General features: G+C 46.8%; 14 protein-coding genes. 8 read left to right on the forward strand and 6 right to left on the reverse strand.

Features of this window, described 5'->3' with window-relative positions; translation table 11 throughout:
* Window positions 1-86: 86 nt before the first annotated feature.
* Window positions 87-1,181: a cell division protein ZapE gene (gene zapE, locus KDK13_RS13690; protein WP_257285534.1), complete on the reverse strand. Its 1,095-nt coding sequence runs from the start codon at window positions 1,179-1,181 to the stop codon at window positions 87-89.
* Window positions 1,182-1,541: 360 nt separating this feature from the next.
* Between zapE and KDK13_RS13695 the strand changes: the two genes are divergently transcribed.
* The gene (locus tag KDK13_RS13695) at window positions 1,542-2,018 is read left to right on the forward strand and encodes a YhcB family protein (RefSeq protein WP_257285535.1); all 477 of its coding nucleotides are present in this window, start codon (window positions 1,542-1,544) and stop codon (window positions 2,016-2,018) included.
* A gap of 46 nt (window positions 2,019-2,064) precedes the next feature.
* On the opposite strand, the gene trxB is transcribed toward KDK13_RS13695, so the two are convergent.
* Window positions 2,065-3,018, reverse strand: coding sequence for a thioredoxin-disulfide reductase (gene trxB, locus KDK13_RS13700; RefSeq protein ID WP_257285536.1), 954 nt, complete (start codon window positions 3,016-3,018; stop codon window positions 2,065-2,067).
* Between the two features lie 243 nt (window positions 3,019-3,261).
* Here trxB and cysZ point away from each other — a divergent pair, with 243 nt between their 5' ends.
* Window positions 3,262-3,996 carry a sulfate transporter CysZ gene (gene cysZ / locus KDK13_RS13705; protein WP_257285537.1) on the forward strand — a complete coding sequence of 245 codons (735 nt, stop codon included), beginning with the start codon at window positions 3,262-3,264 and terminating at the stop codon, window positions 3,994-3,996.
* 33 nt (window positions 3,997-4,029) lie between these two features.
* A complete protein-coding gene (locus KDK13_RS13710) occupies window positions 4,030-4,371 on the forward strand; it encodes a histidine triad nucleotide-binding protein (RefSeq protein ID WP_257285538.1) in 342 nt (113 codons plus the stop codon).
* A gap of 124 nt (window positions 4,372-4,495) precedes the next feature.
* Here KDK13_RS13710 and KDK13_RS13715 read toward each other — a convergent pair whose 3' ends face one another.
* Window positions 4,496-4,909, reverse strand: a complete 414-nt coding sequence (locus KDK13_RS13715) for an OsmC family protein (protein WP_257285539.1) — start codon at window positions 4,907-4,909, stop codon at window positions 4,496-4,498.
* A 275-nt stretch (window positions 4,910-5,184) separates the two neighbouring features.
* Here KDK13_RS13715 and KDK13_RS13720 point away from each other — a divergent pair, with 275 nt between their 5' ends.
* The 5 genes from KDK13_RS13720 to KDK13_RS13740 all read left to right on the forward strand — a co-directional run bounded on the left by KDK13_RS13720 (window position 5,185) and on the right by KDK13_RS13740 (window position 10,244).
* The gene (locus KDK13_RS13720; protein ID WP_306671123.1) at window positions 5,185-6,321 is read left to right on the forward strand and encodes a branched-chain amino acid ABC transporter substrate-binding protein; all 1,137 of its coding nucleotides are present in this window, start codon (window positions 5,185-5,187) and stop codon (window positions 6,319-6,321) included.
* Window positions 6,322-6,485: 164 nt separating this feature from the next.
* On the forward strand, window positions 6,486-7,412 hold the full coding sequence (livH, locus tag KDK13_RS13725; RefSeq protein WP_257285586.1) for a high-affinity branched-chain amino acid ABC transporter permease LivH: 927 nt from the start codon (window positions 6,486-6,488) through the stop codon (window positions 7,410-7,412).
* Window positions 7,409-8,743 carry a high-affinity branched-chain amino acid ABC transporter permease LivM gene (locus KDK13_RS13730; RefSeq protein ID WP_306671124.1) on the forward strand — a complete coding sequence of 445 codons (1,335 nt, stop codon included), beginning with the start codon at window positions 7,409-7,411 and terminating at the stop codon, window positions 8,741-8,743. The genes livH and KDK13_RS13730 overlap by 4 nt, the downstream gene beginning before the upstream one ends.
* 11 nt (window positions 8,744-8,754) lie before the next feature.
* Window positions 8,755-9,522 (forward strand): high-affinity branched-chain amino acid ABC transporter ATP-binding protein LivG, encoded by a 768-nt coding sequence (gene livG, locus KDK13_RS13735; RefSeq protein ID WP_257285540.1) that lies wholly within the window; start codon window positions 8,755-8,757, stop codon window positions 9,520-9,522.
* Between the two features lie 20 nt (window positions 9,523-9,542).
* The gene (locus KDK13_RS13740; RefSeq protein ID WP_306671127.1) at window positions 9,543-10,244 is read left to right on the forward strand and encodes an ABC transporter ATP-binding protein; all 702 of its coding nucleotides are present in this window, start codon (window positions 9,543-9,545) and stop codon (window positions 10,242-10,244) included.
* Between the two features lie 545 nt (window positions 10,245-10,789).
* Here KDK13_RS13740 and KDK13_RS13745 read toward each other — a convergent pair.
* From KDK13_RS13745 to KDK13_RS13755, 3 genes are all read right to left on the reverse strand, one after another.
* Window positions 10,790-13,129, reverse strand: coding sequence for a right-handed parallel beta-helix repeat-containing protein (locus KDK13_RS13745; RefSeq protein WP_257285542.1), 2,340 nt, complete (start codon window positions 13,127-13,129; stop codon window positions 10,790-10,792).
* Between the two features lie 198 nt (window positions 13,130-13,327).
* Entirely contained in the window at window positions 13,328-14,719 is a 1,392-nt protein-coding gene (locus KDK13_RS13750) for an MFS transporter (protein ID WP_257285543.1), read from the reverse strand.
* 143 nt (window positions 14,720-14,862) lie between these two features.
* On the reverse strand, window positions 14,863-16,011 hold the full coding sequence (locus tag KDK13_RS13755; RefSeq protein WP_257285544.1) for a glycoside hydrolase family 172 protein: 1,149 nt from the start codon (window positions 16,009-16,011) through the stop codon (window positions 14,863-14,865).
* Window positions 16,012-16,183: the final 172 nt, after the last annotated feature.

A 16,183-nucleotide genomic window follows, 5' to 3' on the forward strand; every position in this document is an offset into this window, starting at 1 on the left:
CAACAACTTGCCAAGGCAGCGTAAAAAAGTGTCCGGAAAATCCTTGCCATATCAATATCTATTTTCGAAGCGTTTATTGGAAGCTTTTATGGTTTGTGAGGCCGGGCAAGGTACTCAGTGGACTGCATCTCCTGCAGGCGACTGCGCGTTCTCTTGAACTCAAACGACAGCGTACCACTTACGTAGAGCGCTTCAAGTTGGACTTCACTGGATAAAATCAGTTTTACGCCCCGGTCATAGAATTCGTCAATCAGGTTGATGAAGCGGCGAGCCTGATCATTCCGGTTGGCATCAAACCTGGGGACTGCCTGAAGAATGATGGAATGGTACAGACGGGCGAGTTCAATATAGTCATTCTGGCTACGGGGGCCATCACACAGGTCGGTAAAGGTGAACCAGGCCACATCCTTGCATAACTTCACGGTGTTAATGGGGCGCCCTGAAATTTCAATGCCCTGGCCCGACTCAATATGATCCGGGTCAGAAGCCAGCTCTGAAAATATCTGTTCCAGCTTTTCCCGACTGGTCTCATTAAGAGGCCAATAGTACGTTTCTGCTTTCTCCAGAAGGCGCAGGCGATAATCAATATTGCCATCAACATTCACCACCAGGGCGTGCTTCTTAATAAGGTCGATGGCCGGAAGGAAGCGGGTTCTTTGCAACCCATCCTTGTAGAGAAGGTCGGGGTCCACATTCGATGTGGCGACCAGTGTAACGCCCCGCTGAAATAGTTGCTCCATCAGACCGGCGAGGATCATGGCGTCCGTGATGTCGGAAACAAAGAATTCATCAAAGCAGATGATCCTTGCTTCTTTGGAAAGCCGTTCAGCGACAATGGAAAGCGGGTTTTTCTGTCCTTCCAGTGTCTTAAGCTCGGCATGTACCCGTCGCATAAAGTGGTGAAAGTGCAGTCGGAGCTTATCCTGAAAGGGCAGGCAATGATAAAAAGTGTCCATCAGCCAGGTTTTTCCCCGGCCAACGCCCCCCCAGAAATAGAGGCCACGCAGCGGCTCCCGGGGCTTGCCCAGCGCACCTTTGATTTTCGTGAGGAGCGACCCCCGGGGTGATTGAATCAGCCTTTCATAGAGGTTTTGCAAGTGTTTTACCACTTCAGCCTGGGCTGGATCCCTGCTGAAACCTTTTTGGCTGATATCCCTGTGATAACAATCTTGCGGGGTCATAATAATCTACTGGTGGATAAAGGAACTCTGCTTATTGTTGTCATCATTTTGCTTTCATCGATGCCAGGGGCCAGGATTGTTTGTTGCGCTCCGTGAACGCTGCCAATGTAACTGGACTGCGAGCGGGTGGCAAGGCTTGGTGCTAACGGTATTGGTGAACCGTCCTTGCAGTCCGGTTCGGTCATTATAGGCCTTGTTCGCTGCAATATTCTGCTCGAATCTGACTATTGCCTTTATGGACTAGGCCAACTTCAATGGAATCTATACAATCTACACAATAGGCAGGCGCCTAAGGACATGGCGTTGTGATTTAATGACAAGGGCGTGGGCCCCACTGAGTGAGGCGATACTGTGGAAAACATGAACGTACTTTGGTTTGTCGGTAGTCTGGCGTTTCTGGCGGGGATTCTTTGTGGTGCGCTCGTTTACCATTTACTGTCCGGTGCAAAATCCCGAAGCGGCAGGCTTGAGAGCCAGCTGGATGAACTTCAGCAGGAATTCAAGGAATACCAGGCGCGTGTGGGTGATCACTTCACCACATCCGCTCACCTGATCAATAAACTGACCGATACCTACCGGGATGTCCATGAGCATCTGGCCAATGGTGCGGAAGATCTCTGCAAGGATGAAGAAGTCCGTAACCGGCTTGGCGACTCTCTGTTAAGCAGCAATGCGCTGCTGTCCGGGAAGATTCACAAGCGTCGTAATGAGCGTACGCCACCCCTGGAGCAGCCCAAGGACTACGCGCCGAAATCCGGCCCCGATGAACAGGGAGCGTTGGCTGAAGAGTACGGTTACGGTGAGTCTGCGAAAGAAGCAACGACAACTGATAAATAAACGGTATTACAGGCTTCCCGGCGAAGGAGCCTGTAGGTCAGGCTACTCAGGCTTCCAGATCATCCAGGTACTTCTCGGCATCCAATGCTGCCATGCAGCCGGTACCGGCAGAGGTAATCGCCTGGCGATAGACATGATCCATAACATCCCCGGCGGCAAATACCCCCTCTTTTGATGTCAGTGTGGCATTGCCTGCCAGACCGCTGTTGACCCGGATATAGCCATCTTTCATATCCAGCTGACCGGTAAAAATACCGGTATTTGGCGTATGGCCGATGGCGATGAAACAGCCCATTGCGGGTATTTCTTCAGATTCACCGTTGAGTACGTTTTTAACCCGGACGCCGGTGACGCCCATATCGTCACCCAGCACTTCATCCAGGACAGAGTCAAGAACCAGTTTGATATTGCCGTTGTGCACACGATCCATCATTTTATCCTGAAGGATTTTTTCTGCACGAAATTCCTGGCGGCGATGAATCACGGTAACGGTCCGGGCAATGTTAGAAAGATAAAGCGCTTCTTCAACCGCCGTGTTACCGCCACCGACCACCACGACATCTTTATTTTTATAAAAGAACCCATCACAGGTTGCGCAGGCAGATACTCCTTTACCCATGAAGGCTTGTTCACTGTCCAGACCCAGATAGCGTGCGCTGGCTCCGGTAGCGATAATCAGGGCGTCGCAGGTATAGGTGTGGCTGCCTTTCAGGGTGTATGGCCTGTTGCTGAAATCCACCTCTTCGATATGGTCAAAAATAATTTCGGTACCAAAGCGTTTGGCATGGGCTTCCATCTCCATCATCAGGCCGGGACCCTGAAGCCCTTCCTGTCCACCGGGCCAGTTATCAACATCCGTCGTGGTGGTCAGCTGGCCTCCCTGTTGCATGCCAGTAATCATCACCGGGTTGAGATTGGCTCTTGCTGCATAAACAGCAGCGGTATAGCCCGCAGGCCCTGAACCAAGAATCAATAGGCGGGAGTGTCTGATTGTGCTCATTATGTACTCCATTAAGGAAGGGGTAATTATTAAATGGCCATATAATAGCCACAGCCTTTAAGCCATGGCAATTGGCAAAAATTATTGATCTTATTGTCTGTTCCTATCACGTAAGAGAAGAGCATAAGAGAAGAGCATAAGAGAAGAAAACAAGAGAAATGGTTTTTGCTGGTGTAATATTCCTCTTTCAGGCAAACATTAAAATTGGCAAGCTTTTAAACTGGCAAACTTTAAAATAGAGTGATGACACATAACAACCCAACATCAGGCCCCGGTTACTTTATCCAGGGGCTGAAAATGATTTTACTGCCACAGCTGAGGTGGTTTGTTTTAATCCCACTGGTCATTAATATTCTGGTGTTTGGTGGGATTATTTATTGGGCATCGGAATATTTCTCACTGTGGATGGCACAACTCACTGGCTGGATGCCTGAGTGGTTGGCATTTCTGAAATATCTGCTGTGGCCGCTGTTTTTCCTGGCGCTGGCTGCCGTGATGTTTTTTACGTTTACCATTATTGGCAATTTTATTGCGGCCCCGTTTAATGCACTGCTGGCCGAAAAAGTTCAGCGAATGGAAGGCGCTGAACTGCCAGACCTTAAACTGTCTGACTGGCTGGCGATTGTGCCGAGAAGTATCGGCAGAGAGTTGCGCAAACTGCTTTATTACCTGCCCCGGGCAATCGTGCTGCTGATACTGTCCTTTGTTCCGGTAGTAGGGTTTGTGTTGTGGTTTTTATTCAATGGCTGGATGATGGCAATCCAATACTGTGACTATGCAGCGGATAACCGGGGTGTATCTTTTCCTGAGATGTTATCACGATTGAAGCCGCAGCTGGCAAAGTCGTGGCCTTTTGGCGCGGTTGTTAATCTGGCCATGTTGATACCATTGGTCAATTTGCTGATTATTCCTGCTGCTGTCGTTGGTGCATCCCTGTTGTGGGAACGGGAAATGGAGCAGCCGGTTAAAGCAGGGTAACTGGATCTTTTTAACAGGCAAGGAGTGGGTTAAGTGAGTTGTCTTTTCTGTAAAATTGCTGAGGGAGATATTCCCGCAGATAAAGTCTTTGAAGATGATGAGGTGGTGGCGTTCAGGGATATTAACCCGGCGGCCCCAACTCATGTTCTGGTCATTCCCAAAAAGCATATTGCGACGATGAATGATGCCGCAGCAGAAGACCAGTCACTGCTTGGCAAGATGATGCTGGTGGCGAAAGACATCGCAGCCAAAGAAGGAGTGAGTGAGGATGGTTTTCGTTTTGCCTTGAATACCAACAGCCACGGCGGACAGTCGGTTTACCATATACACCTGCATTTACTGGCGGGCCGACAAATGCAGTGGCCGCCAGGCTGATTGTGAGCCGTTGGGTTTGTGAAAAGCATTAAAAAGAAGGGAACCACAAAGGCTCAATATTTTTTCGGGCTGGCCTGATCCAGGTTCAGCAATCAAAAAAGGCTTCCTTTGTGGTTTAAATCATCTATTCGGTTTCGATAATCTGGTAGCTGTGGGTAATTTCAACACCGCCCTTGCCCAGCATATGGGCAACAGAACAGTATTTTTCGGCGGATAAGTTAACAGCACGCTCAACCTGGGATTCTTTGATATTGCTGCCTTTCACCACAAATCTCAGGTGTATTCTGGTAAAAACGGCGGGAATCGCATCAGCCCGTTCTGATTCAATATCCACATGGCAGCTGGTTACATTCTGACGCGCTTTTGCGAGGATATTGACTACGTCAACCGAAGCGCATCCACCTAAACTCATTAACACCATTTCCATGGGGCCTGGTGCGCTTTTCTGGCTTTTATCGGCATCCATCACGATGGAATTGCCACTGGCGGTCAGTCCCAGAAAGCGCTGGTTATCAACCCACTTAACTTGTGCCTTCATTTGAAATTTCTTTCCTTTCTCTGAGGCCGTCTCTATTCAGGCGCAATTCTAAAGACTTTAACTAAAAACAGCTATTCAATCAGAAGGCAGTTTTCATAAAAAACTGTAGTATTGGATTGAATAGAAAAAATCTTTAATATAGCCAATGCCAATAATAAAAATGCTTGGCGACCTGCGTTGAGCTTAATCTGTGGCTCAGGCTTGAGTTTCGGGCGGCTTTCCGGCGAATGCTCTGTCAACTCAGGAATGAAAAACAACAATAAAGAGTGACTGACATGCTGAAATCATTCAATAAAAAAATGGCTGTCTTTACTGCCGTATTAGCGGGTACAGCAGCACTGGGTAGTGCATCCATTGCGTCCGCAGCGGATAGCATCAAAATTGCCCTTGCAGGCCCGGTCACCGGACCGGTTGCCCAGTACGGAGATATGCAGTTCATTGGTGCCAAAATGGCCATTGAGCAGATTAACAAGGCGGGTGGTGTCAATGGCAAGGAACTGGAAGCGGTTGTCTATGATGACGCCTGTGATCCCAAGCAGGCCGTAGCGGTGGCCAATAAAATTGTAAACGACGATATTCGATTTGTTGTCGGTCATCTCTGTTCCTCATCTACTCAGCCAGCCTCTGATATTTATGAAGATGAAGGGGTTTTGATGATCACCGCCGCCTCAACCAGTCCGGACATCACTACCCGTGGCTATGAGCTGATTTTCAGAACCATTGGTCTGGACAGTATGCAGGGACCAACGGCTGCCAGTTACATCATTAACGCAGTAAAGCCACAGAAAATGGCCGTGATTCACGATAAGCAGCAGTACGGTGAAGGCCTGGCCTCCAGTGTTCGTGATGAAGTTAAGAAAGCGGGAATTAACGTTGCCTTGTATGAAGGTGTGACTGCTGGCGATAAGGACTTCTCAGCCCTGATTGCCAAGCTCAAGAAAGAAGATGTTGACTTCGTCTATTACGGTGGTTACCACCCTGAGCTGGGCCTGATTTTGCGTCAGAGTGCTGAAAAAGGTCTGGACGTTAAGTTCATGGGGCCTGAAGGTGTTGGTAACAAGGATATTTCTGCCATTGCCGGTGCCGCTTCAGAAGGCCTGCTGGTGACTCTGCCCAAGAGCTTTGACCAGGATCCGGCCAATGCCAGGCTGGTTGAAGCATTCAAGGACAAAAGTGAAGATCCTTCCGGTCCATTTGTCTTCCCTGCTTACTCTGCAGTACAGGTCATGGCCGATGGTATGAAGCTGACTTCCAGTGAAGATCCTGAGAAAGTTGCCAGTAGCCTGCGTGCCAATAACTTCAAAACACCAACAGGTGATCTTGGCTTTGATGGCAAGGGTGATCTGAAGGACTTCAGCTTTGTTGTTTATCAGTGGCATGCTGATGGCAGCAAAACTGCCCTGACCAAGTGATCGGAACAGTGCCCTGCCTGGCAGGGTATCAATAAAGGAAATACTGTGCGGTCAAATAACCAGACGGCAACAGTCTAACAATATTAAAGCAGAAAAGGCCTGCAGGGAGTGCAGAACGCCATAAGCGTTATTGCAGCATGCAGGCCTTTTTTATGGATTCGACCATGCCTGAGTCAGCCTATTATTTTATCCAGCAATTGCTGAACGGCCTTACTGTCGGGAGCACCTATGCCCTGATAGCCATCGGTTACACGATGGTCTACGGCATCATTGGAATGATCAACTTTGCCCACGGCGAGATATACATGATTGGCAGCTACGTTGCCTTTGCCGTGTTAGCCGGTCTTGCCCTGATGGGGGTTGATAGTATTGCCCTGATGCTGGCCGCCGCTTTTATCATCAGCATTATTATTACCAGTACTTACGGCTTTGCCGTTGAGCGGGTGGCCTATCGACCGTTAAGAAACAGTAATCGACTGATTGCCCTGATCTCGGCGATCGGTATGTCGATTTTCCTGCAGAATTATGTGCGCATCGCCCAGGGATCGAGAGATATTGCAATGCCCAGCCTGATTACCGGAGGCTGGACGTTTGGGCCCGCGGATGAGTTTAATGTAACTCTGTCGTACATGCAGGTGGTGATTTTCATTATTACGCTTATCACCATGACACTCCTGACGATGTTTATTTCCAAATCAAGGATGGGGCGTGCTTGTCGTGCATGTGCAGAAGACCTGGGCATGACACGGCTTCTTGGTATCAATACAAATCAGGTTATCTCCCTGACCTTTATTATCGGTGCTGCACTGGCTGCAGTGGCCGGCGTTTTGCTGGGTCTCTATTACGGCGTTATTAACCCCTATATTGGTTTTTTGGCGGGTTTGAAAGCGTTTACCGCCGCTGTTCTTGGTGGCATTGGCAGTATTCCGGGCGCTGTATTGGGCGGCCTGATTCTTGGTGTTACCGAAGCGTTTACCGCAGGATATTTCAGTACCGAATATAAAGATGTCGTCGCCTTCAGTTTGCTGGTATTGATTCTGTTATTCCGACCCTCGGGTATTCTCGGCAAGCCGGAGGTAGAAAAGGTATGAATAAATCATCTACCACTCTGCGCTGGTTTCCTGCGTTCATGGCAACAGGAACACTGCTGTTAGTGGCCGTGTTAATGCTGGGCGTTCAGTTATCTACAGAGAATACGGAGCTGGTTGTTCACTTTGCTGCCAGTGAACGTTGGCACCTGATTCTTTTCGGGGCTGTTCTGGTTTTCCTGGTTCAATTATTCCGGAATCCGATATCTGCTTTCTGGCAGAGGACAAAAAAACACAACCCACTACCGCAGGTTCAGCTGCCATCACTGAATGACAATAAGTCGCTGAAACGGCTGCTGATCAGTTTTGCTGTGGCCGGGCTGATGGTCTGGCCTTTCTTTGTTTCCCGTGGTGCGGTGGACCTGGCAACACTGGCGCTTATTTATGTCATGCTTGGCCTGGGTCTTAACGTGGTTGTTGGTCTGGCAGGTCTTCTGGACCTAGGTTATGTGGGCTTCTATGCCGTCGGGGCCTACAGCTATGCGCTGTTGAGCCAGTATTTTGGGCTCGATTTCTGGAGCTGCCTGTTGATTGGCGGTGTGATGGTGGCATTCTTCGGCTTTATCCTGGGGTTTCCGGTGTTAAGGCTGCGTGGGGACTACCTGGCCATTGTTACCCTGGGCTTTGGCGAGATTATCCGTATTTTGCTGAATAACTGGACCTCAATTACCGGAGGGCCAAACGGGATCAGCCAGATTCCAAAACCAACGCTGTTTGGCCTGGAGTTTTCCCGGCGCGCCAAAGAAGACGGCAATGTCCCGTTTCACGAGTTCTTTGGGATTGACTACAGCAGCGGCTATAAAGTGATTTTCCTTTATATCCTGGCCCTGCTTCTGGTGTTGTTAACGCTTTACATTATTAACCGCCTGTTGAGAATGCCCATCGGTCGGGCCTGGGAAGCGCTTCGGGAAGATGATATTGCCTGTCGCTCACTGGGTTTGAATCCAACAGCCATCAAACTGTCTGCTTTTACTATTGGTGCGGCGTTTGCCGGGTTTGCCGGCACCTTCTTTGCGGCCCGACAGGGTTTTATCAGTCCAGAGTCTTTTACCTTTATTGAGTCAGCCATCATCCTTGCGATCGTGGTTCTGGGAGGCATGGGGTCACAGATGGGGGTTATTCTTGCCGCCGTCATTATGACGGTACTGCCTGAATTTGCCCGGGAGTTTCAGGAGTACCGGATGTTGATGTTTGGACTGATGATGGTGTTGATGATGATGTGGCGCCCGGAAGGGTTGATGCCCATGAAGCGTCCATACCTGAAGCTGAAAAAGCATCAGTCGGATAAAGATAATGCGTCTGTTAATCGTCAGCCCATCGCTGAAAGCGTTTAAGGAGTTATAAGATGAGTCAGTGTTTGCTGGAAGCATCGGATCTCAGTATGCGCTTTGGTGGTCTGCTGGCCGTGGACCAGATGGCGCTCAAAGTTCGTAAAGGCGAAATTGTCTCCATAATTGGCCCGAATGGTGCCGGAAAAACGACAGTGTTTAACTGTTTGACCGGCTTCTATAAGCCAACGGGTGGAAAGATTCTTTTTCAGGGCCAGGCGGTAGAAAAGCTGCCTGGCTTTAAAATTGCCCGCTTGGGGGTGGTGCGAACTTTTCAGAATGTGCGGTTGTTTAAAGCCATGACGGTTCTGGAAAATCTGCTGGTGGCTCAGCACCGTCATTTGAACACCGGGTTGTTGGCCGGGCTGTTTAAAACGCCTTCGTTTCGCAAGAGTGAAGCAAAAGCGATGGAGCGGGCTGCTTACTGGCTGAATAAAGTTGGCCTGACTGAGTTTGCCAATCGTGAAGCCGGAAACCTGGCCTACGGTCAGCAGCGGCGACTGGAAATTGCCCGCTGTATGGTCACCGACCCGCAGCTGTTGATGCTGGATGAGCCCGCTGCCGGACTGAACCCAAATGAAACCCGGGAGCTGGATGAGTTGATTTCAGATCTCAGGAAAAATCATGGTGTATCAGTACTGCTTATTGAGCACGATATGAAACTGGTGATGGAAATCTCGGACCGGATCTACGTTATTAACCAGGGGAGGCCCCTGGCATCCGGAACACCGGAAGCGGTGCGTAACCATCCTGAAGTGATCAAGGCTTATTTAGGGGAATCCTGAGTATGAATAACGACAAACCACTGCTAAGCCTTGAGCATGTCTCCACCTTTTATGGTCAGATTCAGGCGCTGGATGATGTGAGTGTGGAGATCCGAACTGGTGAAATTGTAACGTTAATTGGTGCCAATGGTGCGGGAAAGACCTCTCTGCTGATGACACTGTGTGGTGATCCACGGGCAAGCAGTGGGCAGATCTTTTACGGCGGGCGGGAAATTACCCGGGAAGATACGGCGGATATCATGCGCTCCGGTATTGCCCTGGTGCCGGAAGGTCGACGAGTCTTCTCCCGGCTTACCGTGGAAGAGAATCTCAGTATGGGGGGCTTTTTCACGGATGAGCAGGATTATCGACAGATTTATAAACACGTTCTTGAGCTGTTTCCACGTCTTGAGGAGCGCCTGCACCAGCGGGCAGGAACCATGTCCGGAGGGGAGCAGCAGATGCTGGCCATCGCGAGGGCACTGATGAGTAAGCCCAGGCTATTACTGCTGGATGAGCCTTCACTGGGTCTGGCTCCCATCGTGATTCAGCAGATTTTTGACATTATCGCAAAGCTCAGGAATAAAGGGATGACGATCTTTCTGGTGGAGCAAAATGCCAACCAGGCACTTAAACTGGCAGATCGAGGCTATGTTCTTGAAAATGGGAAGATTGTACTCCATGACTCCGGACAGGCTCTGTTAGTGAATGAGTCTGTTCAGGAGGCTTATCTCGGAGGTTGATCGAGGTATTTTTTTCCGGATTTTTAAAGGGTTAACAAATTGTTTTTTATTTATTTCTTTGAAATCAACCAATAACTGGCCAAGCCCTTAGTACTATACTTTTGTGTAACTAAAAGAGCAGTACAGGAAGTACATTATGAAACCTGAATACGATAAGTTGACCACTCCGGAAGTAGTGATGTTAGCAAGCTCACTGAGTGTTTTGGCAGGTTCACTGGTTACCCTTGGAGTACTGATTCAATAGTCATCCGGCTATCCTTCAGATCCAAAGTCCAGAATGGTTGTGAATCCTGATCCGTGTGAGTAACAGAATCTTCACTCCATGAACCACTTCTGTTTCCGTCAATTGCAAGTAAAGCCACTCTTTCAATATAACTATTTGGTGATCCCATCCTATGTTCGCGATTACCAAGGGCTGCAGCCATATAAAACAAAAGTACATGCGCTTGCAGCCCCTGGAAATCAAGGGTCAATATGGTTTCAGCAAACAGCTACCTTCCAAACAGTGTTGATGATTGGGAAGCAATTCCATTAACTGCAATATTCTAACCATTGGATTGTGACAGTCCTTTGGAACCATACGCCTTAAATCGTAATATTCCGAGATTATCACTTCCTGATTTCTTCTGAGCGGTTATTTTGAGGTATCGCGCATTGGTTGGGTCAATGTAGTTGGCAAAAATAGCCCGCTTGCTGGATGCCGTTTTTGAATGATCCACAAGAACAGTCCAGTTTTCCCGATCATCAGAGGATTCAATCGTAAACGATCTTCCATGGCGATGATAAACCTCTTTTCCATCAATCACTTCACCAAAGGCGATGACGAATCCGGTAAAGAGGTTATCCTTATTTTCGGTATCAATGATAATCTCACCCGTATTAACTTGATAACCCGCTGCCCAGTAAGTCTGTACATTCCCATCAATAATATTGGTTGCGTTATTGCTGTTACTGGTCGCTGATGCTTCATACCCTACCAACATGCCATTTTTCGGCATTTCAGCATCAGGAACATCTACAAGCTCAGGCGGAAGCAGGGCTTCTATTTCTTTAATGGTCCGGGGAGAGGTTATCAGAGGATCTGCTCCGGCAGCCATTAAATAGTCTGGCATATCATCAGCCGATCCTTTACCACCATCAAATAGGGTATTGGAGCCAATGGTGTTGTAAATATTTCCAATATTAGTGCGTCCCGGATTATAGTGGATCCCATGATTACGGGGATCATCATCAGAGACTTGGTAGCCTCCGTTTCTGTCTACCTGCAAACCTCTGCTTCCATTATCCAGATAGACCGAATTAATCCAGCTGGATCCCTCCTTAGGTGGTTGAGTATCAAAAATCAGGTTTTCAACAATTCGGCCTTTGGGAGAGGCTCCAAGGTTGTAGACACCGCCTGCATCACCAAGACGAATGGCAAATTTACTGATTTTATTTCTGAAAACAATATTGTTTTTGACAACTGTCGGTGAGTTATAGCCTTTGTTGGCAAAATCCTTAGGGAAAGATGTTGGCTCTACATCGTAGCGTGTCCAGCCCCACCCCATGGATATTCCTGTATATCCAACATTTTCTATCGTATTGTTTACAACAACGGTTTTATCCGTGTAAGTAAACTTGATGGCTGCAGTATCCAGATAATCAAGACCGATATTTCGAATGGTATTGTTATCAATGAGATTATTTTTGGTTAATCTCGATGGTGATGCGTGGTGGTCTTGCATATCACCTAAAACAATAGCACTGCCCGATATTTCATCAAATGTGTTGTTGAATATCACATTTTCTTTGCTGCCACTACCGAAGTAAATGCCTGTTGAGCCTATACGGGTAAATGTGTTGTTACTGAACAAGATGTTAGATGAATTAACAGAATTGATACCACCTGGCATCTCAGTTAATGCTTCAAATCCATCTTCTATTGTTTTGTAGTCAGAATCTATCAACAAAGAACCAGACTGAATACTGATATAACCAGTATCTCCACTGGGTTGATTCCACGTGGTATCAGAAAATGTTATGCCATCAAAATTCAAGTTTGAGGCTCCATCAAGGCTAATAAGACTTTCTGACACAGGAAGAATAATGGTAGCGCTATGGATATTAACATTACTTTCAGGCTTGTAATACAGTTTGCCGTTGGCACTATCCAGATACCATTCATTTTCCTCATCGAGCAGTTCTTTGGCATTTTCTATCCAACTGACATGCCTTGCATAGTCTTCAACGATTCCAAAAGGTCCAATTGTTGCCAAATCCCAAAAAGTCTGGTTCATTTTGACTCTGTTGCCATTAATGGAATCAATTTTTCCACGATATTGTTTCCACTTGAACTGAACGATGATTTCAACATCCTGAATGTTAGAGAGAGAAGCTACATAGGGTGGCGCGGAATAATACCCGTCTCCACCATCTCTGGACCACCCTTTACCATCAGTACTTCTCGCTCTTGTCGCTAATTTGCCATTAACAAATAATTGCCTTGATTCGGCTCCTGCTGGAACCGGGGCTTCCCATATACCGTCGCCGTTAACATCAACCCAACCCTTGACTTCGATGCCTCCACTAATGTTTGCCTTGCCTTTGTTTCTGGCTTTGTAAGTCACTTTTACCGAATCATTACCGGAATCAGCAGCGGTGAATACGAGGGGGGATGATAATCTATAAACGCCATCCTCCAGCACGACATTTATATTTTCCTTTGCGGACGGCAAAAGCGACCGAACTTCCTGAGCGGCTCTGGTTAGCGTTTTTAACGGTTGAGAAACCTCTGTACCATTGCCCACACTATCATTGCCTGATGGTGATACATAAATGTTGATTTCAGAAAAAGCTATTGCCGGAACAACAGCAAATAAAGATAGAAAATAGTGTTTATATTTCATCCAGTATACCCCTGAGGTATTTTTTTAAAAGAGGATAATAATGCAGCAGTAATTACCGCTCAATTGATTAAGGTCAACAATAACAAGCCTTTAAGGAAGGAAGACCCAAACCTTCCGTTACCTGGCAATCTGAGTGAAAGCCTGACTACACTGGTGAGAAGGTATGCACCGTCATAATCAGGCTTGAATGATTTTTTATCATGCCTCCTTTGCACGAATTTGTTTCAATTTATCTGCAGTTTCAGCAATAGTCTTGCTGTTCATTTTGAATTGAGAAACCACCAATGCTGTCAGCAGAAATCCAATAGCAGGAACAATTGAGAATACAGTAAGGATGCCGCTAATAGCTTCAGGTGATTGTTCGGTTCCACCACTGACATAACCATAACTTCCCAGCAATGCCATTGCGATAGCGCCACCCACAGACAGGCCAATTTTAAGAGAGAAGATAGTAAAGGAAACTGAAAGACCATCAATACGACGACGGAATTTAAGCTCGCCATAATCAGTAGCGTCAGCTGTGAAGGTAAACCAGATAGGTGCAATCATCTGATTAAAGAAACCAACCAGGAACTGAATGGCCATGATTAATGCTATATTATTGTTGCCAGCGATATAAGACACTGCGGACATAGCGGCGCAAACAAACAGGAGAGTAATATAAGCTTGCTTCTTACACATCCTGTCGAGTACTTTGGTAGCCATTTGGGCACCAATCATACCGCCAACCATCCAAATGGACAGGAAAAGTGCCGTCATTGCTGCAGCATTTTCAACATACGCAGTGATGTAATACATCTGCATGGTATTTTTAACGGTTTGGGTGGTTACCATCACAATAGTAGCTAAAGCCACCCAGAGGAATTGATCATTCTTAAGGATAATGGACAAATCTGAAATAAAGCTTGTTTTTTCTGCCTTGACAGGTTGTACCCGCTCTTTTGTTGTTGAAAAACAAAACAGGAACAGTGCAACTGAGAGGACGGCCATAATCGTCATGGCATTTCGATAACCGTCAGCAGGATTATCAGCAAGAATTTCAGTCATTGGCAGTGCAATGGATGTGATTAACAGACCACCACCTGTTGCAAACATAAACCGGGTCGAATTTATCGAAGCCCGTTCTTCAGGATTGCTGGTCATAACCCCCGTCATGGCTCCGTAGGGGATATTGGTAGCAGTGAACAGAACCATGAGAACGGAGTAAGTGACGTAAGCATAAATGACTTTGGCCTGAGGCCCTAAATCCGGAACAGTAAATACCAGAACACTGGACACAGCATAAGGAACAGAAAGGAACAAAAGGTATGGACGATATTTACCCCAGCGTGTATTGGTTCTATCAACTATAGCTCCCATTATTGGGTCAGTGATTGCGTCGATAATACGAACAAATAGAAAAATACTAGCTACAGTTGTCGGGTTTAATCCATATATTTCTGTATAGAAAAAGCCCAGTAGTAGTAAGGCTGAGGTATAAACAAAGTTACCTGCAGTGTCACCCAGACCGTAACCAATTTTTTCTTTTAAACCCACGACAGGCGTATAACCTGGCGAGCTGACCTGACCAGCTTTGAGAGTCTGTTCCATTTTACTTCCACTTTTTCCGATTTTTTAAACCAATTTATCGCAACCGCAGTAGGACAGTCTTAAGTCCGACAGGCTCCTGATGCTGTTAGCAATCAATGAATAACCTATAGAAATCTACAAGTTATTCATTGGATTTAGTGAGATCAATGAGTTTGCAGTCCATCCCAGTCTGGTAATGGTTTTAATTTTGCGGTCGGCAGCGTTTGATACCAGAAAGAAACGGTGGCTATATCATCTTGTCTTGGCAGGTATCTGCGATCAGGCACATGATCGAACTTTTTGGCATTGAAGTTTTTCCAGCCAAGATCCTGAACAGTAACTTTTAAATTTGATTTAAATCGAATTGGGTCCTGGATATGCCAGCGATACATTGAGAACCGTGGCTGGGATCTATATAAACCGTCTGGCTCAATAACCTGGGCCATTCCACCATAAGGGGAGTTATAGGCTGCGTATTTGTCGTCTACCTCCCAATTGAATGCGCCAAGGAAATAATCTTCAGTACCTGTACCGCAAATGGTTGGAAACTCGTCATCTTCATCAATGTAAAATTTGACTTCACCCTCTCCCCACCATCCACCGGCCCCATTGAGGCCAACGCACATTGCGGTGCCTATGTAATGCCCTTCACCTTCTATACCATCAATAATGGTGTGAACACCTTTAAACGGAACCGGGTTTGTTCGACGGAAACTGGCATGAAAGTAAGCACAATTTTCAGGAATATCTGTCAATTGATAATTAATCTGGTAGTAGAGGCAGCGTTCCTGATCACCAATATTTTCAATAGTCATGTAACAACGTTCACGGAACGGCATACTCCAGAAACAATTGAATGCATTTTTTGGCAAGACGCTAACCGGTAAAGATACCAGAGGTTGAAAAGACCCGCCTACCAGCTCATCAATATTGTCACACCAGCCATAAGCAAAGAAATCAGGAAACGGTACTTCTACAGAGGGATGCTCCTGATTATCCCAGTAAATGCGAATAATTAACTCACGGGAAACCATGCCTGTTATCCACATACTCTGGATATTACCCATATCCTTAATATCTGCGAGAACCACTGTTTCACCGGGTTTTATGTTGATGGCAGGGTTGACTTTCCAGCCCTCTCCCAGTTCACTCGCCTGTCTTTCTGCAAATCCGGTGGTTCCCATACCTCCTTTACCGGGTTCACCGTTTGGGTTTTCCGCAGAAATACTTCTTGAACGCGCGTCAGAGAGCAGGCTGAGATTGCTCAGGGACATATTCAGACCATTAAATCCAGATCCGTTATTAGTAACCATGTCCTGTTAAAATCCTCGAGAAAGGGTTTATTTGATACTTTTTTATCAAAGCTAATTCGTGTTAGCTGTATGTTAGGTAATTTCTGTTTTGAAAATCCTGATGCAGGTCAACATTTGTTCACACCCGTGGCCATTTTTCACAAGCATATGATCACAAAAAAAACTGTCAGGT

The organism is Endozoicomonas sp. SESOKO1, from assembly GCF_024606265.1.
GTDB lineage: Bacteria > Pseudomonadota > Gammaproteobacteria > Pseudomonadales > Endozoicomonadaceae > Endozoicomonas.